General features: G+C 64.5%; 21 protein-coding genes. 7 read left to right on the forward strand and 14 right to left on the reverse strand.

Annotated features, from left to right (window positions below):
- Window positions 1-43: 43 nt before the first annotated feature.
- The 4 genes from ACP153_RS13905 to ACP153_RS13920 all read right to left on the reverse strand — a co-directional run bounded on the left by ACP153_RS13905 (window position 44) and on the right by ACP153_RS13920 (window position 5,132).
- Complete coding sequence (locus tag ACP153_RS13905; protein WP_424971606.1) at window positions 44-1,690, reverse strand: hypothetical protein; 1,647 nt, start codon at window positions 1,688-1,690, stop codon at window positions 44-46.
- Between the two features lie 283 nt (window positions 1,691-1,973).
- Complete coding sequence (locus ACP153_RS13910) at window positions 1,974-3,110, reverse strand: Gfo/Idh/MocA family protein (protein ID WP_424971607.1); 1,137 nt, start codon at window positions 3,108-3,110, stop codon at window positions 1,974-1,976.
- A 10-nt stretch (window positions 3,111-3,120) separates the two neighbouring features.
- Entirely contained in the window at window positions 3,121-4,017 is an 897-nt protein-coding gene (locus ACP153_RS13915) for a TIM barrel protein (protein WP_424971608.1), read from the reverse strand.
- Entirely contained in the window at window positions 4,014-5,132 is a 1,119-nt protein-coding gene (locus ACP153_RS13920) for a Gfo/Idh/MocA family protein (protein WP_424971609.1), read from the reverse strand. The genes ACP153_RS13915 and ACP153_RS13920 overlap by 4 nt, the downstream gene beginning before the upstream one ends.
- Window positions 5,133-5,257: 125 nt before the next feature.
- On the opposite strand from ACP153_RS13920, the gene iolD reads away from it, so the two are divergent.
- The 6 genes from iolD (at window position 5,258) to ACP153_RS13950 (ending at window position 11,702) form a co-directional block, all read left to right on the forward strand.
- Window positions 5,258-7,123: a 3D-(3,5/4)-trihydroxycyclohexane-1,2-dione acylhydrolase (decyclizing) gene (gene iolD, locus ACP153_RS13925; protein WP_424971610.1), complete on the forward strand. Its 1,866-nt coding sequence runs from the start codon at window positions 5,258-5,260 to the stop codon at window positions 7,121-7,123.
- Window positions 7,123-8,121, forward strand: coding sequence for a 5-dehydro-2-deoxygluconokinase (iolC, locus tag ACP153_RS13930; protein ID WP_424971611.1), 999 nt, complete (start codon window positions 7,123-7,125; stop codon window positions 8,119-8,121). Before iolD ends, iolC begins: the two co-directional genes overlap by 1 nt.
- 3 nt (window positions 8,122-8,124) lie before the next feature.
- Window positions 8,125-8,967, forward strand: a complete 843-nt coding sequence (locus ACP153_RS13935; protein WP_424971612.1) for a 5-deoxy-glucuronate isomerase — start codon at window positions 8,125-8,127, stop codon at window positions 8,965-8,967.
- The gene (locus ACP153_RS13940) at window positions 8,964-9,806 is read left to right on the forward strand and encodes a class II fructose-bisphosphate aldolase (RefSeq protein ID WP_424971613.1); all 843 of its coding nucleotides are present in this window, start codon (window positions 8,964-8,966) and stop codon (window positions 9,804-9,806) included. Before ACP153_RS13935 ends, ACP153_RS13940 begins: the two co-directional genes overlap by 4 nt.
- Window positions 9,803-10,789: an inositol 2-dehydrogenase gene (iolG, locus tag ACP153_RS13945; RefSeq protein ID WP_424971614.1), complete on the forward strand. Its 987-nt coding sequence runs from the start codon at window positions 9,803-9,805 to the stop codon at window positions 10,787-10,789. The genes ACP153_RS13940 and iolG overlap by 4 nt, the downstream gene beginning before the upstream one ends.
- 202 nt (window positions 10,790-10,991) lie before the next feature.
- Window positions 10,992-11,702: a GntR family transcriptional regulator gene (locus tag ACP153_RS13950; RefSeq protein WP_424971615.1), complete on the forward strand. Its 711-nt coding sequence runs from the start codon at window positions 10,992-10,994 to the stop codon at window positions 11,700-11,702.
- 4 nt (window positions 11,703-11,706) lie between these two features.
- Here ACP153_RS13950 and ACP153_RS13955 read toward each other — a convergent pair whose 3' ends face one another.
- The 7 genes from ACP153_RS13955 to ACP153_RS13985 are packed head-to-tail and all read right to left on the reverse strand — an operon-like array spanning window position 11,707 to window position 17,561.
- Window positions 11,707-12,579: a dioxygenase gene (locus ACP153_RS13955; protein WP_424971616.1), complete on the reverse strand. Its 873-nt coding sequence runs from the start codon at window positions 12,577-12,579 to the stop codon at window positions 11,707-11,709.
- Window positions 12,580-12,596: 17 nt separating this feature from the next.
- The gene (locus ACP153_RS13960; protein ID WP_424971617.1) at window positions 12,597-13,901 is read right to left on the reverse strand and encodes a TRAP transporter large permease; all 1,305 of its coding nucleotides are present in this window, start codon (window positions 13,899-13,901) and stop codon (window positions 12,597-12,599) included.
- Complete coding sequence (locus ACP153_RS13965; protein ID WP_424971618.1) at window positions 13,898-14,419, reverse strand: TRAP transporter small permease subunit; 522 nt, start codon at window positions 14,417-14,419, stop codon at window positions 13,898-13,900. The genes ACP153_RS13960 and ACP153_RS13965 overlap by 4 nt, the downstream gene beginning before the upstream one ends.
- Before the next feature lie 17 nt (window positions 14,420-14,436).
- A complete protein-coding gene (locus ACP153_RS13970; protein ID WP_424971619.1) occupies window positions 14,437-15,525 on the reverse strand; it encodes a C4-dicarboxylate TRAP transporter substrate-binding protein in 1,089 nt (362 codons plus the stop codon).
- A gap of 27 nt (window positions 15,526-15,552) precedes the next feature.
- The gene (locus ACP153_RS13975) at window positions 15,553-16,008 is read right to left on the reverse strand and encodes an OsmC family protein (protein WP_424971620.1); all 456 of its coding nucleotides are present in this window, start codon (window positions 16,006-16,008) and stop codon (window positions 15,553-15,555) included.
- Window positions 16,009-16,011: 3 nt separating this feature from the next.
- Entirely contained in the window at window positions 16,012-16,674 is a 663-nt protein-coding gene (locus ACP153_RS13980; RefSeq protein ID WP_424971621.1) for a malonic semialdehyde reductase, read from the reverse strand.
- Window positions 16,674-17,561, reverse strand: a complete 888-nt coding sequence (locus ACP153_RS13985; RefSeq protein WP_424971622.1) for a fumarylacetoacetate hydrolase family protein — start codon at window positions 17,559-17,561, stop codon at window positions 16,674-16,676. Before ACP153_RS13985 ends, ACP153_RS13980 begins: the two co-directional genes overlap by 1 nt.
- Before the next feature lie 98 nt (window positions 17,562-17,659).
- Between ACP153_RS13985 and ACP153_RS13990 the strand changes: the two genes are divergently transcribed.
- Window positions 17,660-18,046 (forward strand): YciI family protein, encoded by a 387-nt coding sequence (locus ACP153_RS13990; RefSeq protein WP_424971623.1) that lies wholly within the window; start codon window positions 17,660-17,662, stop codon window positions 18,044-18,046.
- Between the two features lie 115 nt (window positions 18,047-18,161).
- On the opposite strand, the gene ACP153_RS13995 is transcribed toward ACP153_RS13990, so the two are convergent.
- Genes ACP153_RS13995 through ACP153_RS14005 form a run of 3 tightly spaced genes read right to left on the reverse strand, consistent with a single transcriptional unit; the run spans window position 18,162 to window position 20,892 of the window.
- A complete protein-coding gene (locus tag ACP153_RS13995) occupies window positions 18,162-18,863 on the reverse strand; it encodes an alpha/beta fold hydrolase (protein WP_424971624.1) in 702 nt (233 codons plus the stop codon).
- On the reverse strand, window positions 18,860-19,831 hold the full coding sequence (locus tag ACP153_RS14000) for a cupin (RefSeq protein ID WP_424971625.1): 972 nt from the start codon (window positions 19,829-19,831) through the stop codon (window positions 18,860-18,862). Before ACP153_RS14000 ends, ACP153_RS13995 begins: the two co-directional genes overlap by 4 nt.
- Window positions 19,828-20,892, reverse strand: a complete 1,065-nt coding sequence (locus tag ACP153_RS14005) for a LacI family DNA-binding transcriptional regulator (protein WP_424971626.1) — start codon at window positions 20,890-20,892, stop codon at window positions 19,828-19,830. The genes ACP153_RS14000 and ACP153_RS14005 overlap by 4 nt, the downstream gene beginning before the upstream one ends.
- Window positions 20,893-20,895 lie beyond the last annotated feature (3 nt).

Raw genomic sequence — 20,895 nt, forward strand, 5'->3', positions numbered from 1 at the left:
AGCTTGCATGCTGGGTGCCCCGATGGAGGCCATGGGCAACAGGTCAGACGAAGTCGAAACTGTCCGTGAGTGCGGCCCAGCGGTCTCCGGGCTCGACGCGTTCGGCCCGGTCTCTCCCGCTGCCGTCAAATGGCACCCGGCCCGAGGCCTCGAAGGTGCGATCCACGTCGATATTGGTGACCTCGCCATCGACCTCGCTTGTGGCCTCGATGGCCAGCGCCACCTCCACCTCGTAGACCAGGGACAAGAGACTGTCGCGCGGCGCGTCATCGGTCGCGCGGTTCCAGTTGAACTCGAGCCCAGCCTGGATCTCGAAATCGAGTCCCAGATCGGACAAGGTGACCTCGAAATCCGCTTTGGGCAGAAGCGCGATCTGCGCGTCATAAGCCAGGTTCGCCGCCAGAAGCTCTCCTTGCGCGAAGAGAAGCGCCGCCTCGGCAAAGCCCAGATCCGCCAGAGCATCGGCAACGTCAAAGGCGATATCGTCGAGGTCGCCCAGCTTCACGGGCGTGGGGTAGCCCAGGTCTTCGACCTCTTTCTCGAGCTGCACGGCATTGGCCTCTGCCTGTCGCGCCAGAAGGTCGGCATCGTCGAACGCATCTTCCAAAGCGTCGATATCGATGGAGAGCGCATCGTTCAGCGCCTGCTCCGCCGCCGCGAAATCCACCTGCGCTTGGCCGAGCTGGCTCAATTCACTGCTGAGAGTGTTCAGGGCATTGGTCAGCGCAGCGTCCGCTGCGGACAGATCAATCCTTAGGTCATCCACCTGATCTTCCAGCTCCACGATTTCATCGTAAAGCGGACGCACCAACCCGCCCAGGATCGGCACGTTCAACACGGTTTCGAGCACGGCACGGGTTGCTGCGAACCCGAAATCCGTGAGGAACCCGAAAGCATCGTTGAGAAACCCGTTCAGGGAGTTTGTCGCGCTCGACAGCGCGGAGTTGAGGCTGTTGACCAAGGACGACGCCGTGTTGGCGGCAGCCTGTGCCGCAGCCACAGCCGATTGCGCGACGTTGAGATCGAACAGCGCTGCGTTGAAGGCAAGGGTCGCCGAGTTGATGGCCGAGGCCGCGCCGATGACAGCATCTTCGGCGATATTGGCCAGTTGGCGGAGGGCAGTGGCCCCTTCGCGTGCGAGGAACGCCTCACCCAGCACAAAGGCCGCATCTTCCAGCTCAAAGAGCCGGTCCTGGGCGTCTTCGACATCGGATTGGGCGGCGTTCACCCCAGCCTGCGCCCGGCTGATGGCGGCGAGGAATTGCGGGTTCTGAGCGTTGAAGATGTCGACAATGATCGTGTCATCCACGGTGATCGGCGCAAAGCTTGGCGTGGCAAAGCTGAGCGGATCGTTGAGTTGATCTGCCACGGAAATCGGCGAGACATACGCCGTATCCGTGACCGTCCGCCCGCCGGGCAAGGTGAGCTCGACCCCATCCGGGGTGTTGACCGCGGTGATCGGCACGCGGAACGCGACGGTCTTTTCGCCATCCACCACCGCGCGAATGGGAATGAGAAACTCGGTCGCTGCGCCAAATGGTTTGCTCGTTAAACCGACACCCGCCTCGAACTTCACGAGATCACCGATGATCTTGACCGTTCCGAAATCCCCCGGCTTTCCAGCCGCCTCGATCTCGATATCCGGGGCGCGGCCACCGCCAAGCAAGGGAAGATAGGAAGAATCTCTCATGTTTTTAATCCTTTAATCAAAGGGCGTCGCGGTGTGATGATGCTGACAGGCAACCGCGTTTGGGGCATGGCCTCGCGAAAACCGGGGCTTGCTGTGCAACTTTTATTCCCCGCCCGTTATCGCTACGTCAACTTTTTTACCTCGGCGCGGGCTCGAGGCGGTCTCCAGGGGACTGCGAAACGCGCGGGCGACAGGCCTGCAAAACACGCCAGGCCGAACGCGAAACGGGCCGCCCCGTAGGGGCAGCCCGCTGAAACCTTCGATCTCTAAAACCGCTGACCGGTCAGTCGCGCATGGAGGGCGGGCGCGCGTCGACCCAGGCGCCGTTTTGTTCGGCGCTGTCCACGGCTGCGTAGACTGCAGCCATGGAACGCAACCCGTCCACCGCCAGCGGCAGATCGCCTGCCGCCTGCCCCCGGATCCGTGCCGCCAGATCCACATAGATATTGGCCACGGCCAGCGGAAATCCTTCGGGATGGGCGATCGCCACGCGGCTGAGCCGCCCGGCCTCGTCCGACAGGCCCGCCTCGCCCTTCTCGATGATCTCGGTTCGACCGTTCAGCCGCGTGTAGTGGATCTGGTTCGGCTGTTCGGAGGCCCAACGCATGCCCCCCAACTCACCAAAAACCTGAATATCCAGCCCGTGCATCCGCCCGATGGCAATGGTGGAGGACCAGAGCCGACCGACCGTGCCGCCTTCCATCCGGAAGTTGACCATCGCGTCATCCTCCAGCACCCGCGCCGAAACGGTCGAGGCGAAATCCGCAGAGAGCGTCCGCACCTCGTCGCCCGTGATGAAGGAGGCCAGATGCAGCGCGTGGATCCCGCAATCGGCCATCTGGCCCGAGACCCCGGCCATGGCCGGATCATAGCGCCAGCGCACGCGCGGGTTCTCGGCATCATCCCCCGTGGCGTGGTGCCCGTGAGAGAAATTGGTGACCACCGTCCGGATCTTGCCCAGATCGCCGCGCCGCACCATCTCGCGCATCTCGCGGACCATGGGATAGGCCGAGTAGCAGTAGTTCACCGCGCAGATCTTGCCGGTCTCCGCGGCGATGCGGACGATCTCTTCGCCCTCCTCCACGGTCATGGTCATCGGCTTTTCGCAAAGCACATGGAACCCGGCCTCGAGAAACGCCTTGGTGATCTCGAAATGGGTGTTGTTCGGCGTGGCCACGGTCACGAGATCGAGCTTGTCTGTGCGGCCCTTCTCGCCTTCCAGCATCTCCTGCCAGTTGCCATAGGCGCGGTCCGAGGCGACGCCCAGCCGCTCCGCATAGGCCTTGCCCTTGGCCGCATCCACGTCGAGCGCGCCCGCAGTCAGGGCGAAATTCCCATCCGCCATGGCGCCGAGACGGTGGGCCGGTCCGATCTGGCTGCCTTCACCGCCGCCGATCATCCCCCAGGTCAGTCTGTTCATCGCGGGATCCTCACTCAAATCCGATGGAGCGCAGATAGGCGCGGTTCAGTTTGGCATCGCCCAGCGAGTCCGTATCCGGGAGGGTCGGATCGCAGTCTTGCTCCACCGTGCACCAGCCGGTGAAGCCCGCCTCCTCCAGCAATTGCCGAACGCGGGGGAAATCCACGTCGCCGTCGCCAAGATTGCAGAAGATCCCCTGCCCGCAGGCGTCGTAGAACCCAGTACGCTTGGCGATCACATCGGCCTTCACCACGGGGTCGATATCCTTGAAATGCATGTAGCTGATGCGGGACATGTGTCGTTCCATGAAAGCCACCGGGTCGAACCCGGCATAGGAATGGTGGCCCGTGTCGAAGCAGATCTTGAGGAAGCTCTCATCCACCTCGCTCAACAGGCGCTCGAGCTCCGGCTCGAAATCCATGAAGCCTGCCGCATGGGCATGGATCCCTACGGTCAGCCCGTATTCCTCGGCGCCCATTTTGGCCACATGGGCGATGCGGTCGCGATAGGCAGTCCATTCGGCACTGTCCATCTGCTCGGCGGCATCGGCACGCCCGGCGGTGGGCGCGCGGCGCGGCGAGATCGAGTCGATCAGAACCAGATGCTGCGCTCCATGGGCGGTCAGCGCCTGACAGGTCCGGACCGAGGCGTCGAGCACCTCGTCCCACGCCTCCGGATCATGGAACGGCCGGAACACCACGCCGCCGATCAGCTCGAGCCCATGCTCGTCCAGCGCCTCGGCCACTTGGGGCGGGTCCTCGGGCATGAAGCCCACGGGACCGAGCTCGATCCCCTTGTACCCCGCCTCTGCATTCTCGCGCAGCACGTCGCGCCAGCCCGGGTTGCGGGGATCACCTGCGAATTCCACCCCCCAGGAACAGGGGGCATTGCCGATACGGATGGTCATTGGGGCATGTCCTTCACTTGAACCACATCCTGCCACTGTCGCGTGGCCTGAGATTTTTGCGCGGCGGCCACGACCTGACTGACGGCGAGCCCGTCGCGGAAGGTCGGCCAACGCGGCGTGCCATCGGCGATGGCCTCGAGGAAATCGCGCGCCTCGATCGCGATCTGATCCTGGTAGCCGGTGCCGTGGCCCGGTCCCTGGCAAAAGGGCAGGTAATCGGGATGGGCCGGCCCTGTCAGGATCTGGCGGAACCCGCGCTCGGCCTCGGGCCCTTCGGCCCGGTAGAGCCAGAGGCTGTTCTGATCTTCCTGATTGAAGCGGATCGCGCCCTTTGTCCCTGTGATTTCATAGATATAGCCCATCTTGCGACCGGTCGCGATGCGGCTGAAATAGAGATGCCCCATGGCCCCGCCCGCAAAGCGGCACATCATCTGGGCGTGGTCGTCATTGGTCACGGCGACCCCGCCCCGATCATGGTGCACGGTCTCGATCTCGGCCATGAGCCCGGTGATCGGCCCGATCAGCGCGAGCGCTGCGTTGATCATATGGGGCGCAAGATCGCCCATGGTGCCATTGGCCTCGCCCTCGGTCCGCCAGCTCGCAGGCATCTCGGGATCCGCATAGAAATCTTCCGTATGCTCGCCGCGGAACCAGGTGACATCGCCGATCTCACCCTCCGCCACCAGCCGCCGCGCGTATTGCGAGGCGGGCGTGCGGATGTAGTTGAAGCCGATCATGTTAACGACGCCTGCCGATTCGGCAGCCGCTGTGATGGCCTCCGCCTCCGCCAGGGACGCGCCCAGGGGCTTTTCGCAAAACACGGGCTTGCCGAGCGATGTCGCCGCCTCGACGATGGCGCGATGGGTCTCCTGCGGCGAGGCAATGACCACCGCCTCGACCTTTGGATCCGCCACAAGGTCAGACCAATCCGCAGCCGCCCGCGCAAAGCCAAAGGCTTTGCGATAGCGCTCTGCCGAAGCGGGCGACGAGGCGGCCACCATTTCGAGTCGCGGTTTCAGGCGGGTGTCAAACAAGGCCCCCACGCAGGCATAGGCGACCGCATGGGCCTTGCCCATATAGCCCCCGCCGATGATGCCGATTCCGATCTCGGACATGAGCCCTCCCAAAAACTCTTGCAACCGGTTGCAACGTGAGTATCGTCTAAGTCAGAACGCGGTCAAGTCCGAACCTGATCGCAGATCTGCGCGGCAGACGCGCACTCTGGGAGGAGACACAAAAGATGGCTGGGGACACGGTCCGTCTGACGACGGCTCAGGCGATTATTCGCTATCTGAACGCACAGTTTATCGAGATTGACGGCACGCGACAGCGGGTCTGTGGCGGCGGTTTCGGCATCTTCGGGCATGGCAATGTGACCTGTCTGGGCGAAGCGCTTTACGATCATCGCGAGACGCTGCCGCTCTATCGTGGGCAGAATGAGCAGAGCATGGGATTCGCCGCGGCGGCCTATGCCAAGTACCATTTGCGGCGTCGGTTCATGTTCTGCACGGCAAGCGCCGGGCCCGGCACGGCGAACCTGCTGACGGCCTCGGCACTGGCCCATGCGAACCGGCTGCCGATGCTGATGCTGTGCGGGGATGCGTTCCTGACCCGCCTGCCCGACCCGGTGCTCCAGCAGCTGGAGCATTACGGCAATCCGGCGCTCGGGGTGAACGACGCCTTCCAGGCGGTCACGCGCTATTGGGACCGGATCACCCATCCGGCCCAGATCATCCAGTCGCTTCCAGCGGCGCTGGCCACCATGCTCGACCCGGCGGATTGCGGCCCGGCTTTCCTTGGCTTGCCGCAGGATGTGCAGGGCTGGACCTTCGACTACCCGGTTGAGTTCTTTGAGGAAAAGACCCACCGCATCCGTCGCATCACCCCCGACGCGCGCGAGGTGGCCGATGCCGCCGCCTTGCTGCGCGACGCCGAGAGGCCCGTGATTATCGCGGGCGGCGGTGTGCAGTATTCCGACGCTGTTGCCGAGCTGACGGCCTTTGCCGAGGACCACAACATCCCGGTGATCGAGACCATTGCCGGGCGCGCGAACCTTCTCAACGACCACGCGCTGAATATCGGCCCCGTGGGCGTGACCGGCTCGGACAGCGCCAATGCGGTGGCCGAACAGGCGGATGTGATCCTCTCCGTGGGCTGCCGCTTGCAGGATTTCACCACCGGCTCCTGGACGGCCTTCGCAAAGGAAGCACAGTTCATCTCGCTCAACGCCGCGCGGCATGATGCGGGCAAGCACCGCGCCCTGCCGATTGTCGGCGATGCGAAACTGGGGCTTGAGGCGCTGGCCGCCGAGATGACGCACTATCGCTGCCCGGCCCAATGGACCGCCTATGCGCAGGAGGAGCGGCGCAACTGGATGGCCTATGTGGCCGAGAATGTGCGCCCGGGGAACCGCCCGAACTCCTATGCGCAAGCGATCGGCGTGGTGAACGCGCTCTGCGATCCGCGCGACCGCGTTGTGGCCGCTGCCGGGGGCCTTCCGGCGGAGGTGACGGCGAACTGGCGCACCCTCGATGTCGGGACCGTGGATGTGGAGTTCGGCTTCTCCTGCATGGGCTACGAGATCGCGGGCGGCTGGGGCGCGCGCATCGCGCAAGCCGAGGTCGAGCCCGAGGCCGACACCATCGTCTTTGCCGGGGATGGCAGCTATCTGCTGATGAATTCCGACATCTATTCCTCGGTCCTGACCCGCAAGAAGATGATCGTGCTGGTGCTCGACAATGGCGGTTTTGCGGTGATCAACAAGCTGCAGAACAACACCGGGAATGAGAGCTTCAACAACCTCATCGCCGACACCCCCACGGTGCCGGAGGCCTTTGGCGTCGATTTCGTGGCCCATGCCGCCTCCATGGGGGCCGATGCGGTCTATGCGGAGAATGCCGATGCTTTGGCCGAGGCGTTCAAGGCCGCCAAGGCCTCGGACAAGACCAGCGTGATCGTGATGAATGTGGACGCCTATGAAGGCTGGACCACCGAGGGTCACACATGGTGGGAGGTGGGCACGCCCCATATCACCGACAATCCCAAGGTGCGCGCGGCCCATGAAGAGATCGAATCCGCCCGCGCCCGCCAGCGAAAGGGCGTCTGATGGACGTTCTCAGCGGCATCGCAAAGAAGCGGTTCCTGGTGATCGGGCGCGTGGGCATGGACCTGTCGCCCGAACCACCCGGAACCGGGATCGAGCACTCGACAAGCATGATGGTCGCCATGGGTGGCTCTTCGGCCAATATCGCGGCGGGGCTGGTGAAGTTCGGGGCCGAGGCGGCGCTGGTCACCCGGGTCTCGGATGATGCGGTGGGGCGCTACTGCGTGGCACAGCTCGGCGCCTATGGTGTGGATGCCAGCCATGTAAAGCCAATCGCGGGGGAGTTCCGCAATTCGCTCGCGCTCTATGAGACGCGGGTCGAGGACCACAACTCGGTGATCTACCGTAACGGGGCTGCGGATTTTCAGATGTCCATCGCCGATGTGGAGGCCGTGGATTACAGCCAATATGGCGCGCTGATCACCGCAGGAACCGTGTTCGCCGCCGACCCCTCGCGCAGCGCGGCGTTCCGCGCGTTCGAGCTTGCCCGCGCTGCCGGGCTGCCGGTGATCTTCGACGTGGATTACCGCCCCTATAGCTGGCCCAGCCCCGCTGTCGCCGAGGAGGTCCTTTCCCGCGCGGGCGCCCTCTCGGATGTGATCGTCGCCAATGACGAGGAGTTCGGCTTCATGGCGGGTGGTATCGACAAGGGACTGGCCAAGGCCCGGTCCCTCGCCGAGACCAGCGCCAGCATCGTCGTTTACAAGATGGGCCATCTCGGCGCGATCACCTTCGCGGAAGGCACCGAGACCCGCACGGGCATTTACCAAGTCGAGGCCCTGAAACCCACGGGTGCCGGCGACAGCTTCATGGCGGGGTTCCTCGCCAGCCTCGCCGAGGGCCGCCCCATGGATGAGGCCGTCCTGCGCGGCTCGGCCTGCGCGGCCATCGTGGTGGCCAAGCCCGGCTGCGCCCCGGCCATGCCGAACGGCCCCGAACTCGACGCCTTTCTCGCGCGCCATCCCGGCCCCAGCGCGCCCCAGCCAGATACCGGAGCATGAGACATGCATATCGCGCCATTTGACAATGAAAACAAACCGATCGTCGACGTAGATGACGCATTGGTTCCGCTGAACTACTTCAATATCGTCAAGCTCAAAAAGGGCGAAAGCTTTGGCTATGCAGTCCCGGGCTACGAGACTTGCATCGTCCCCGCCACCGGTCTAATCGATGTGAGCGCGGGCGGGTTCACCGCCGCCAAGCTCGGCGGACGCGGCGTCGATGTCTGGGATGGGGAGCCCGAGGGGGTCTATGTGCCTACCGGGATGGAGGCGCGCTTTACCTGCCTCTCCGGTGACGCCGAGGTCTTCATCGCAGGGGCCAAGTTCGACAAGGTGCTTGAGCCCTTTGCCGTGCGCGCCGATGAGCTCGACCTCGTGCAATACGGCTCGGACGACACCAAGACCCACCGCAAGATCAAGCACATCCTCGGCGCAAACCAGCATGAGCGCGTGGGGCGTCTTCTGGTCTCGGAACTCTTTACCGTTGGCGCGGGCGGCTGGTCGGGCTTTCCGAGCCACAAGCACGACACGGACCGCCTGCCGGACGAGACGCGCCATGACGAGACCTACAACTTCCGTTTCAAGCCGAACTACGGCTCGGGGTTGCAGATGCTCCAGCGCGAGGACAACAAGCCCGGCGACGCCTATCACATCATGGATGGCTCCACGATCTGCATCGACAAGGGCTACCATCCCTGCGCGGTGCTGCCGGGCTATGAGATGTACTACTTCACCATCCTTGGCGGGCTGAGCCAACGCAGCCTGAAGCAGTATTTCCAACCCACACATGAGGAACAGCTCCACACGATCCCGGGCATCATGGATATGGTGGCGAAGTTCAAATGACCCTCGCGACGCTTTCCGAAGTCCTGCAGCCCGCGCTCAAGGGCGGCTATGCGGTGGGCGGGCTCGTCTGTCTCGGCTGGGAGGATATGCGCGCCTATGTGGCCGCCGCCGAGGCCGAGCGCCTGCCTGTGATCCTGCAGGCCGGACCCTCCTGCCGGGCCCATACGCCCCTGCCCGTTCTGGGCCGGATGTTCCGCCACTTGGCCGAGAGCGTCTCGGTCCCTGTGGTCGCCCATCTCGACCACGGCTACAGCTTTGACGAATGCCGCGAGGCGCTGGACAGTGGCTTTACCTCCTTGATGTTTGACGGCTCGAAACTGCCGCTCAGCGAGAATATCGCCCAGACCGCGCTGATCGCCGAGATGGCGCATCGGGCCGGGATCTCCTGCGAGGGGGAGATCGGCTTTGTCGGCTATTCCGACGGGGCGGCGAGCCAGGGCACGAACCCGGCTGAGGCCGAGCGTTTCGCCTTTGAGACCGGCGTCGATGCCATGGCGATCTCCGTGGGCAATGTCCATCTGCAGCAGAACCGCGAGGGCGGGCTGGACGAGGCGCGCATTGCCGAGATCGATGCCCGGACCGAGGTGCCGCTGGTGATCCATGGCGGCTCCGGCGTGCCGCTGGAGCAGCGCGCGCGGCTGGCCCGGGGCACCTCGATCTGCAAGTTCAATATCGGGACCGAGCTGCGGATGGCCTTCGGCACCGCCCTGCGCAGCGCCGTGGCCGCTGATCCGGACCGGTTCGACCGGGTGCAGATCCTGCGCGAGGTCGAAGCCCCGCTCGAGGCTGCCGCGCGCAGCGCCCTTCGCGCCCTGGCGCCAGAAAAGGAAATCGCATGAAACTAGGACTTTTGGGATGTGGCCGGATCGGACAGGTCCATGCCCGCAGCCTGTCGCGCATGGCCGGGGCAGATCTCGTGGCCGTGGCCGATGCCATGCCCGCCGCCGCCGAAGCGCTCGCGGCCACCTCCGGTGCAGAGGTGCGCGAGCCCGATGCGATCATCGCGGGCGCGGATATCGATGCGGTGATCATCGCCACACCCACCACCCTGCATTACGATCAGATCCATGCCTGCGCCGCCGCGGGCAAGGCGATCTTTTGCGAGAAACCCATCGATCTGAGCGCGGAGCGGGCCGCCGAATGCCGCGAGGCTGTGGCCGCTGCGGGCGTGCCGTTTCTGACCGCGTTCAACCGGCGCTTCGATCCGAGCTTTGCCCATCTGCAGGCACAGGTCCGCGCGGGTGCCATCGGCGCGGTCGAGCAAGTCGTCATCACCTCCCGCGATCCAGCCCCGCCCCCGATCGCCTATATCGAAAGCTCGGGCGGGCTCTTTCGGGACATGATGGTCCATGATCTGGACATGGCGCGCTTCCTTCTGGGCGAGGAGCCGGTGGAGCTCTTTGCCGTGGGTTCGTGTCTTGTGGATCCGGCGATTGGGGCGGCAGGCGATGTGGACACGGCGGCGGTCACCATGACCACGGCCAGCGGCAAGATCTGTCAGATCACCAATTCGCGCCGGGCCACCTATGGCTATGACCAGCGGATCGAGGTCCATGGCGCGGAAGGCATGCTGCAAGCGGCGAACCAGCCAAGCAACCTCGTGACCCGCGCCGGAGCAGACGGGTTCAACGGCGCGCGGACCATGGATTTCTTCCTGGAGCGCTACGAGGCCGCCTATCTCGCCGAGATGACCCATTTCGTCGAGGCCGTCAGCGGGGGCACCCCGCTCAGCGCCACGATCGAGGACGGGGTGGCGGCCCAGCGGCTGGCTGACAGCGCGGCGCAGTCCCTGGCCTCCGGCGCGCCTGTGCGCTTGACCTAACTCCGGGTCCGGGCGAGACCTTGCGTCCGGCACACACGGTCATTTTATCGACTTTTTGTTGATCTGGACGCCTATATCGGCAAAAATACATCGGACGGACCGGCATCCTCGCGATGCCCGGTCCCGACGGGCGGTTTCCCTTGGGGCATGCTGGCCTGACGGTTAAGCTGACTCGACTATGTATGTTTGCGGAGACCACCAAATGCAGGCGCAAGATCCCCTTTCGGCTCAGGCCCAGACTTTGGCCCCGGGCGATGGCTCGGCCACCCAGCGGGCCTACCACACCTTGCGCAAGATGATCGTGACCGGGGCCCTGCAGCCAGGCGAAAAGCTCAAGATCGACGGGTTGCGCAAGCGGCTCGACACCGGGGCCTCGCCGATCCGCGAGGCGCTGAGCCTGCTGACCTCGGACTATCTGGTGGAGCGGATCGACCAGCGCGGCTTTCGCACCGCCGATGTCAGTGCTGAGAATTTCGATGAGATCCTGACCCTGCGCTGCACGCTGGAGGATCTAGCCCTGCGCGAGAGCCTCGCGGCGGCAACCGAGGCTTGGGAAGAAGACGTGGTGCTCGCCCATCACCGGATGAAGCGGGCCAAGGCCGCGCAGGACCCGGACTACGAGACCTTTCACAAGAGCTTTCACATGGCGCTTCTGTCCAATGCGCGCTCGCCCATCCTGCTGAAATTCTGCTCCCAGCTCTATGATCTGAACATCCGCTACCGCTATCTCGCGGGCAGCGCGCTGAGTTATGGCCGCCGGGATGTGGGCGATGAGCATGCAGGCATTCTAGCTGCCGTCGTTGCCCGGGATGTGGAGGCCGCGAGCACGCGCCTCTTGGATCACTACCGCAACACCGGGGCGTTTCTGGCCGAAAGCCTCGGGGACAGCGCGGCCCCCAAGGTGGCGGAATAGCGCCTCAGCCCAAGGGCACCAGCGTCAGATCGAATGTGACGGCGAGGTAATCCTCCGGCACCTTGCCCGAGAGGGCGAACCCCTCTGCCGGGAAGCTGCCCGCAGGCCGCGTCTCATAGCGCATCACGAGATCCTCGCGCACGCCAAAAACCGTGTCCTGATCGAGATAGGGGTCATCCTCGGGGAAAACCTCGGTGACGAGCGGCTTATAGCCCTCGGCCTCGACGATGTAGTGCAGATGCGAGGGCCGCCATGGGTGCCGCCCACAGGCGCGCAGGATATCCCCCACGGGCCCGTCCGAAGGCACGGTGTATTCCACGGGCCGCACGGTGGTGAAGGCATAGCGGCCGTCATCACCGACGGTCTGCAGCCCGTGGAATGAGTAGGTGTCCTGATCTGGGTCCTGGCTGGAATAGAGCCCGTTCGGCGCCGTCTGCCAGATATCGAGCGTCGCCCCGGGGATCGGGCTGCCATCGGGCGCCCGCACGACGCCCTCGGCCAGCAACACGGGCGCGTCGAAATCCTGCCGCAGATCGCCCCCCACGTGCAGCGGCGGCGAACCCGTGATGTGGAACGGCCCCAGCACCGAGGAGGACGTCCCCTCGGGCGCATTGTGCAGCATATCCACCAACGACGAGAGCCCCAGCACATCCGAGAGGAGCACAAACTCATGCCGCTCCTTGTCCGAGATCTCGCCCGCCCGTTCGAGGAACTGGATGCCCATGTTCCACTCCGCATGGGTCAGGTTCGTCTCCCGCGCGAAGGCATGGAGATGGCGTACGAGGCTGCCCATCACCTCCCGCAGGCGCGGGTCCGTCCCCTCGCCCAGATAGCCCATGAACACATCGGTGATATTGTCTTTGGTCACATTCCGCATGGGACGGTCTCCTGTGGTCAGAGAAGGGCGAGGCTGAGGCCGGGGAAGCGGATCAGCACGATCAGCACCAGCAGCATCACGAAGGCAAAGGGCAAGGCGCCGAGGAACACATCCTTGAGCTTGATCCGGTCATCATCGAGCGTCGCCTTGATGACAAAGCAACTCAGGCCCAGAGGCGGCGTCAGCAGCCCGATCTCGGCGGCGACCACGGCCACGATCCCGAACCACACGAGGCTCAGCCCCATATCGTCGATCAGCGGCAGGAAGAGCGGCACGACGATCAGGATGATCGAGGCCGTATCGAGGATGGTCCCGAGAAACAGCATCAGCACGACAAGCAACACCATGATCCAGAAAAAGGAAAACTCATTGGCTGCCAGCAAGTTCTGCAGCTCGTTGGGAAGGCCCGCAAGGCCGAGCATCCGGGCATACATGGAGGCCGCCGTGATCAGGAAGAGGATCGCGGCGGTGATATGGCCGGTCTCGATCACCGTCTCCCAGAAGCTGCGCAGGTTGATCCGCCCCCGCACGGCGGCGATGATGATCCCGAGCAGTGAGCCCGCCGCCCCGGCCTCCACCGGTGTGGTCCAGCCCGTATAGATCCCGCCAAGAACGACGATGATCAGCCCAAGGATCGGCAGGGTTTTCACGGCGATCTCGGACCAGGGCATGAGATCGCCCTCCTCCACCATCTCGCCGCCGACAAAGCCCGGAGTGAAGCGCCCCATGAACCAGATCGCCGCCACATAGGCCGCCGCGAGCAACAGGCCCGGGATCACGCCCGCGAGGAACATCTCCCCCACGGATTGTTCGGCCACGAAGGAATAGATGATCAGCATCGCCGAGGGCGGGATGATCATGCCGAGCACCGAGCTCCCGGCCACCACACCCACGGCGAAGCGTGGGTTGTAGTTGTGGCGCAGCATCTCGGGCACGGACATTTTCGAAAATACCGAGGCCGAGGCGATGGACGACCCGGTTACTGCGGCAAAAACCGCATTCGCGCCCACCGTGGCCATGCCGATCCCGCCGGTGATGCGACGGAAGCCCTGGTTCATGACCGAGTAGATATCCGCGCCCAGCCCCGCCTTAGAGACGATCAGCCCCATGAAGGTGAAAAGCGGAATGGTGGCGAAAGTGTATTCCATCGCGCTGTCGCCGATGGCGATTTTCAGCAGCGCAAAGGACAGATCCATGCTGTCGCGCATGATCCAGATCGCGAGAAAGCTCACGAGGCCAAGCGCGATCGGGATATACATGCCGAGATAGATCAGCACGATGATCGCGACGATGGAGACGAGACCGATATCGACGGGGGTCATGAGCCGCTTTCCTGATGGGGCGCATCATCCCCGGTCTGGCTGAAGATGTGCAGGATGAAATGCACCGTGCAGAGGCAGGCGCTCAGGAAGATCACCAGCTTCACCGGCCACCAAGGCGCCGTGAAGACGCCGGGGACACCGAAGAAATCCTTGGTCTCCCACATCTCGAGGAATTCCGGCCAGATCGCGACGGCCACCAGCACCATGAAGAGCGCGCTGACCGCGTCGATGATCCGGCTCATGGCGCGGCCCACGGGCGGTTTGCGGCGGCGCATCAGCATCAGGAACCCGTCCGAACGCGTCAGCCGCCCGACCCGGATCACATCCGGGAGCTGTAGGAAGACGATGAGCACCATAGAGAATTGCACGACCTCCACCGCGCCCAGAAAGGGTTTCGAGAAGATCCCCCGCGCGATGATGTCGTAATTGACCACCGCGATCAGGGCGATGACCACAAAGGTGCCAGCGGCGTTGGCCGCCATGGCGACGTCGCTGGCAATTTTGGAAAAAAGGCTCATTCCGGGGCCGTCAGAGCTCAGTTGACCGCATCATCATCGGACCAATCGCGGACCGGGGTGAAGCCCGCGGCCTGCAGCTTGCCCATATAGGTGTTGAGCATCTGCGTGCCCGGCTGACCCGCTGCGTCGAGGCTCGCGGCCCATTCGGCTGCGATGTTCGGCATGGCATTGGCCCAGGCCGCGCGCTCGGCCGCGTCCATCTCGACCACGGTGCCACCTGCGGCCACATAGGCTTCGCGGCTCGCCTCGGCCCGGTCCATGGCAATGCCCGCCACATGGTCGCGATAGGCCACGGCGACCTCTTGCAGCACGTCCTTCACCTCATCCGGGAGCTTCTCCCAGTAATCCTTGTTCACGGTGATCGTCTTGGAGTTCACCGCGCCCAGATCAGCCTTGAGCATATAGGGCGCCACCTCGGCGATCTTGAAGGTCGAAGCCGCCTCGGGCCAGAGCATGGCGTGATCCACAAGCCCGGTCTGCACCATGTTGTAGAAATCCGTCAGACCTCCGCGCACACCGGCAGCCCCCTCGATCCCCTCGAGATAGCGCAGGTTCATCCCTGCCCCCGCGACCTTGGAGCCTTCGAGATCGGACAGCGCGTTCACGGGCTCCCGCGAGAAGACCTGATAGGTGTCGAGCACCACGCCCGTGGCGAGATAAACCTGGTTCTGCTTGTCGAACTCGGCCTGCATGGCCGGGTATTCCTTGGCGATCTCGTCGACCGCCTTGGCCACGGCGCGCGCGTCTGCGGCCACGAAGGGGGTCACCGCCGCAAGCCCTTGGGAGGGCAGCTTGGAGCTGTGGAAGATGGTGGTGACGATGCCGATATCGCCCAGGCCCAGCTTGACGCCCTCGAGCACGCCCTTGGGTTTGACGATGGTGCCGCCATAGCTCTCCATCCAGTCCATCTCATAATTACCGGTCATGGCGAGGCGCTTGTCGACCTCGGGGATGAAGAAATTCGTGAACTCCTTCACCCAAAGCGCCCGGGCCGGGTAGCCGTCGATCACGCTCACGCGGATCTTTTCCTGTGCCAAGGTCGGGAGCGCGGTGGCCCCGATCAGAAGCGCCGCCAGCGTGGCGCGGCGTGTCAGTTTGCTGAACATGGTATCCTCCCTTATTGGCCTGTTTTCTCAGGCCTTCCTCCAGATTGTTGTGAGCTCCGTCCCCGCCGCGACAAAGAGCTTGGCGAGGGGGCAGTATTTTTCGACCTCGGAGGCCACGGCCTGCAACTCTTGGTCGGTTGCGGTGCCGTCGCTGAGGACGGTTTGCGTGATGGATTGAAACGGGACGTCGATTTCTTCGGAGAGCGTCACGCCCCTTCGGTCGAACTGACAGGCGACGCTGATCTGCAGATGCCCGATATCAACCCCAAGCTTCGTCGCGCATTTATGGCCGATCACATTGGTGCAGCCGATCAATGCGCTCAGCGCCGTGTCCGTCGGCGTCGGCCCGGCATTGGTCCCGCCCCGCTCGGTCGGCTCGTCGATGGCAAAGCCCAGATCGCGAATGGTGACATCCGCCCGTGAGTGGCTGGAGCCTCGCGCATCGGCCTTCAGCGTGACCGTGGTTTTCGGACGCAACGCCATGGCTCAGATGATCTCGCAGATATCGTCAAAACCGAAGCGCGGCAGCTTCTGAAACAGCGCGGTTTCATCCGCATAGCCGATATTGCAGAGGAAATTGGATTTCCAACCATTCTCGGCGAAAAACTCCTCATCCACGATGGAGTTTGAGAACCCCGACATCGCCCCCACATCGAGCCCCATGGCCCGGGCCGCGATCATGAAATACGCGCCTTGCAGGGTGGAGTTGCGATAGGCGGTGTCATGGGCATAGCCCGGCTTGCCCTCAAAGAGCGGCTTGCGATCCTCATGGGGAAAGAGGAAGTCGAGCTTGCGCCAATACTCCGGGTCCCAGGCGATGATCGCCGTGACCGGGGCCGCGCGCATCTTCTCCACATTCTTGGGCTTGAGGGACTTGGCCAGCCGGGTTTTCGCCGCATCGCTGGTCACGAAGATGAACCGCGCCGGGCAGGTATTCATGCTGGTCGGGCCATTGATCGTGATCTCGTAGAGAGTGCGCAACATCTCTTCGCTGACCGGCTTGTCCGTCCAGGCGTAGTGGGAGCGCGCATCCCGCAGGATCAGGTCAATCGCATCATCGTCGAGCCGCGGCTTACGCGCGCGCAGAGACCGCACCGCCTCCTGCGCCTGGGCGCGCAGGGCCGCGAGGGATTGCTCGCCCTCCCCCATCACTCGGCCGCCGTCTTCTGGGCCAGATCGGCCTCATCGATGATGGGGCTAGCGCAGATGCCGATCCCCTCGATCTCGATCTCGACGGTCTCGCCGGGGCGGAGCCAACGCGGGTTCGGTTTCTTGGCATGGCCGACGCCCGGCGGGGTGCCAAGAGCGATATGGTCGCCGGGGCTGAGCGTGGTGTAGCCCGAAATGATCGAGATCGCCTTGGCCGCGCCCCAGAGCATGTTGCTTGTGTTCGAGGATTGCAGGATCTCGTCCCCCACCCGGCTCTCGATCTTGAGGCCGGACGCGCCCTCGGGCAAATCCTCGGGCGTGACCACAAAGGGCCCGATCGCGCCGGTGGCGTCGAAGTTCTTGCCGGGCGTCCATTGGTGGGTCTTGCGCTGGTAGTCACGCACGGAGCCGTCATTGAACACCGTATAGCCAAAGACATGGGACAGGGCGTCGGTCTCGGTGATGTTGCGCCCCTCCTTGCCGATGATCACCATCAGCTCGGCCTCATAATCGAGCTGCTCCGAGCAGCTGGGCCGCACCATGGGCGCGCCTGCGGCCATGATCGATTTGCGCCCCCGCATGAAGAGCGCCGGGTAATCCGGGATCTCGTAGCCGCCCTCCTTGATATGCTCCACATAGTTCAGGCCAAGGCAGATGATCGTGGGCGGGGCCGCGATGGGCAGCGCGGGTGTGATCTCGGAAACGGGGATGGTCGCCGCCCCGGACGCAGCAGCGGTTGCCGCGGCCGCGCGCAGATCCGGGTCCTCCGCCAGCGCGGCGAGATCGGCGCCAACGCCCGGCAGAGCCGCGCTCAGATTGACCGCGTGATCGCCGCTTACGGCAAATACGCTTTGTGCGCCCTCGACGCGCCCCACTAGAAATCGCATCCCAGCCTCCCTCTTGCTTACGGGTATTTTTGGCGATAAAAAAACCTCAAGTCAAATAAAATCGATATTTTGAAATCGAGCATGGAAGGAGGGAGGCAATGCCCCCATGGGAGAGCTACAAGGCTGAGGCCAAGGCGCGGGGTGCGCTCGCGTTGGAGTTGTATGTGGCGCAATCGACGCCCACCGGCGCACCGGAGGCGGTCAAGGCCGCCCTGCCCGATCACCTGGCCTATCAGGCCGAGCTGGAGGCGCTTGGCGCGCTCGCCTTTGCCGGGCCGATGTCCGATGAGACCGGCGCGCTGATGGAGGGGATCGGGCTGATCATCTACCGGGCGGAATCCTTCGAGGCGGCCAAGGTGATGGCCGAGGCCGACCCGATGCATGCCTGTGGCGCGCGCAGCTATGTGCTGCGGAAATGGCTGATCAATGAAGGGTCCCTGACCCTGTCGGTCGGGCTGTCCGGCAAGACCGTCACCCTCGACTAGGGCCCCTCTGGACCGCGGCTGCCAGGGTGCAGGTAGGCAAATCCTGGCACGTGGGCGAGATCCGCGGCGCGCGTCCGCTCTGTCCGGCTACGGACAGAGCCCCCTTCTCCTACCCTCACGCGCTCCGCGCCAACCAGCTCTGCATTGCCTCTGTCACCGAATTAGGCGTCTCGATCGTCGGCAAATGCCCCGCCTCCGGGATCTGCACCAACTCGGCACCGGGGATCAGATCCCGCATCAGCTCATGCCGTGCAGGCGGGCACAGCCGGTCCTGCGCCCCGCAGAGCACCAGGCTCGGCACTGTCACCGCGCGCAAACTCTCCTGTTGATCCGGGCGGGTCTGCAGCGCCCGGGACTGCGCCGCAAAGACCTCAGGCCCAAAATCCAGCGCCATGCGCAGGCACAGGTCGAGATTGGGATCCGCCGGGTCCTCCGAGGCGAGGTAATAGGGCATCAGCTCCTCTCGCATGATCGCCTCGAGGCCCTTTTCGCGCAGCCGTGCCAGCTGGGCAGACCGCCCTTCCGCCTTTCCGGGGGGTTCCGCCCGCGGGTTGGTGTCCAGAAGCGCAAGCCGCGTCACCCGCTCCGGGGCGAGACGGATCACCTCCATGGCGACGATCCCCCCCATGGAGAGCCCGGCCAACGCGAAACGGGGCGGCGCGATATCGAGCACAGCCTCCGCAAGCTCCGCGATGTTGTCCTGCCCGGTAAGCGGCGCAACAAGAATGGCGCGATCTCGGGACAGGGACGCGATCTGGGATCCGAAAAGCCGCGCATCGCACATCATCCCGGGCAGCAGAACGAGCGGTTCGCTCATCCCGCGCGCGGCAGGGTCTTGCCCGCCGGATCGCTCGTCCGCCGTACCCGATAGAGGCTGACCTCCCCTGTCATGGCCGGCGTCAGGGTGTGCGAGAGCCCCGGTTGGATCAGACAGGTGTCACCGGGATTGAGCACGGTCTCGCCCCCGTCCCAGGCGAGCCGCCAATGCCCCCGCATGGGCATCAGCACCTCTGGCATCTCGCTGAGAAGCGCCGCCTCGGAGGCAGATCCGCGCGTGAGAAACTCCACCTCGAAGCCCGGTCGATCCTCGAGCACGGCCCCCGTCCCAATCACCTTGACCGGCGCGCGATCCGCCAGCGCCATCAGGTCCCAATACCGCGCAACGTAATGGGGCACGACATCCGCCGTGCTGGGCTCCCCGCGCTTGGAGAGCTCCTCGGCGGACATGAGCGGCATAGGCGCGACGCCCTCGGGCAAGTGCTCGCCCTTGGCACTGTCATAGAGCTTGCCATTCTCGCCCAGAACCAGCCCATGGGCCCCGGCATCCTCCACGACCTGCGGCGCCCAATGGACCCCGCCCCCCGCATCATCGCCGCCCAGCACGGCCATGATCATCCCATAGTCGAGCCCGATATTCTCGAACCCTCGGAAGATCCCCGTGGGGATGTTGAAGATGTCGCCCTCTTCCAGCACGACCTCCCCCGCATCGCCATGGCGCCCCCAAAAGAACCGCCAGCGCCCCTTGAGCACGAAGAACACCTCGGCGGTGTTGTGATCATGGAGCGAGTTGCGGCATTTCGGCGGCTGGCCCGCCGCGCCGATATTGAAGCCGATCGCATCGCGCAGATGGACATGCTGGTCCGGGCTTTCCGAGACGCCGCCCCCGATAATGGTGAAGTTTTCCTTCTGGTCCGAGCCCGGGGTGTGGGCGTCAATGAAGGCGGTCTTGCAAGGCACAAGCTCGCCATAGCGCACGATGCGGGGCTGCAGATCGGGCGAAGTCATTTCGGGTCTCCTTGGATTTCAACAGAGGGGCGCGCCGCGTCGCGCGGCCAGCCCTCGGGAATGCGGGCCGTGCCGCGCAGAATGAGAGGGCTTTCGATTTCGAGCCGACCGGATGGGGCGTCCCCCGCTTCGATCATGCCGAGCAGCATGGTGACCGTCGCATCCGCCATATCGCTGGCAGGCTGGCGCAGGGTCGTGAGGTCATAGGAAGGCCAGGCGGCCATGGCCACATCGTCATAGCCCACAACGGACACGTCGTCGGGAACCGCGCGGCCAAGCTCGGCCTCCAGCGTCTCGAGCACGGCGAAGGCCATGTGGTCATTGCCGACAAAAATCGCATCGGGCGGATCGGGACGGGCAAAGAGGGTGCGCGTGGCCTCGGCGGCGATATCCCGGCGAAACGCGCCTTCGATGATCGCCAGCGGCGCTTGCCCCGCCTCCGCCAGAGCTGCCTCGAACCCCGCCTGCCGGTCACGCCCGTTGAGCGATTTGTGCCAACCCGCCACATGGGCGATCCGCTGGTGCCCCCCCGCCACGAGAAACTGCCCTGCCAGATACCCGCCCGCGTAGTTCGCGGAGGTGACCGAGGGCAGGCTGCGATCCTCTTGCCCGCGATTGAACAGGACAAAGGGCATCCCCAGATCACGCAGCCGCGCTGTCAGGGAGTTCGACATGCTCACGGAGGCGAGGATGATCCCGTCCACCTGATGGGCCATGAGGTTCTCAACCACGCCATCCACCTCCTCCTCGAGGTTCTGGGCGAAGATCACCATCATGTGGTAGCCGCGCGCGCTGAACCGCTCCGACAGGATCTGCAGCGCCTCGGGGTAGAACGGGTTGGTGAGGTATGCCAGCACGATCCCGATCGTGTAGCTGCGCCCGGTATTGAGCGAGCGCGCCAGCGTGTTGGGCAGATAGCCCAGTTCGCGCGCGGCCTCGCGCACGCGGGCCACCTTGTCCGGCGAGACTCGCGAGCCCGGGGTAAAAACACGGCTCACGGTCGGCTGGCTCACACCCGCCTTGCGCGCGACATCCGCCGCCGTGATCCGGGCCTCGGGCATTTG

The organism is Dinoroseobacter sp. S76, from assembly GCF_049801095.1.
In the GTDB taxonomy this organism is placed as follows: Bacteria; Pseudomonadota; Alphaproteobacteria; order Rhodobacterales; family Rhodobacteraceae; genus Dinoroseobacter.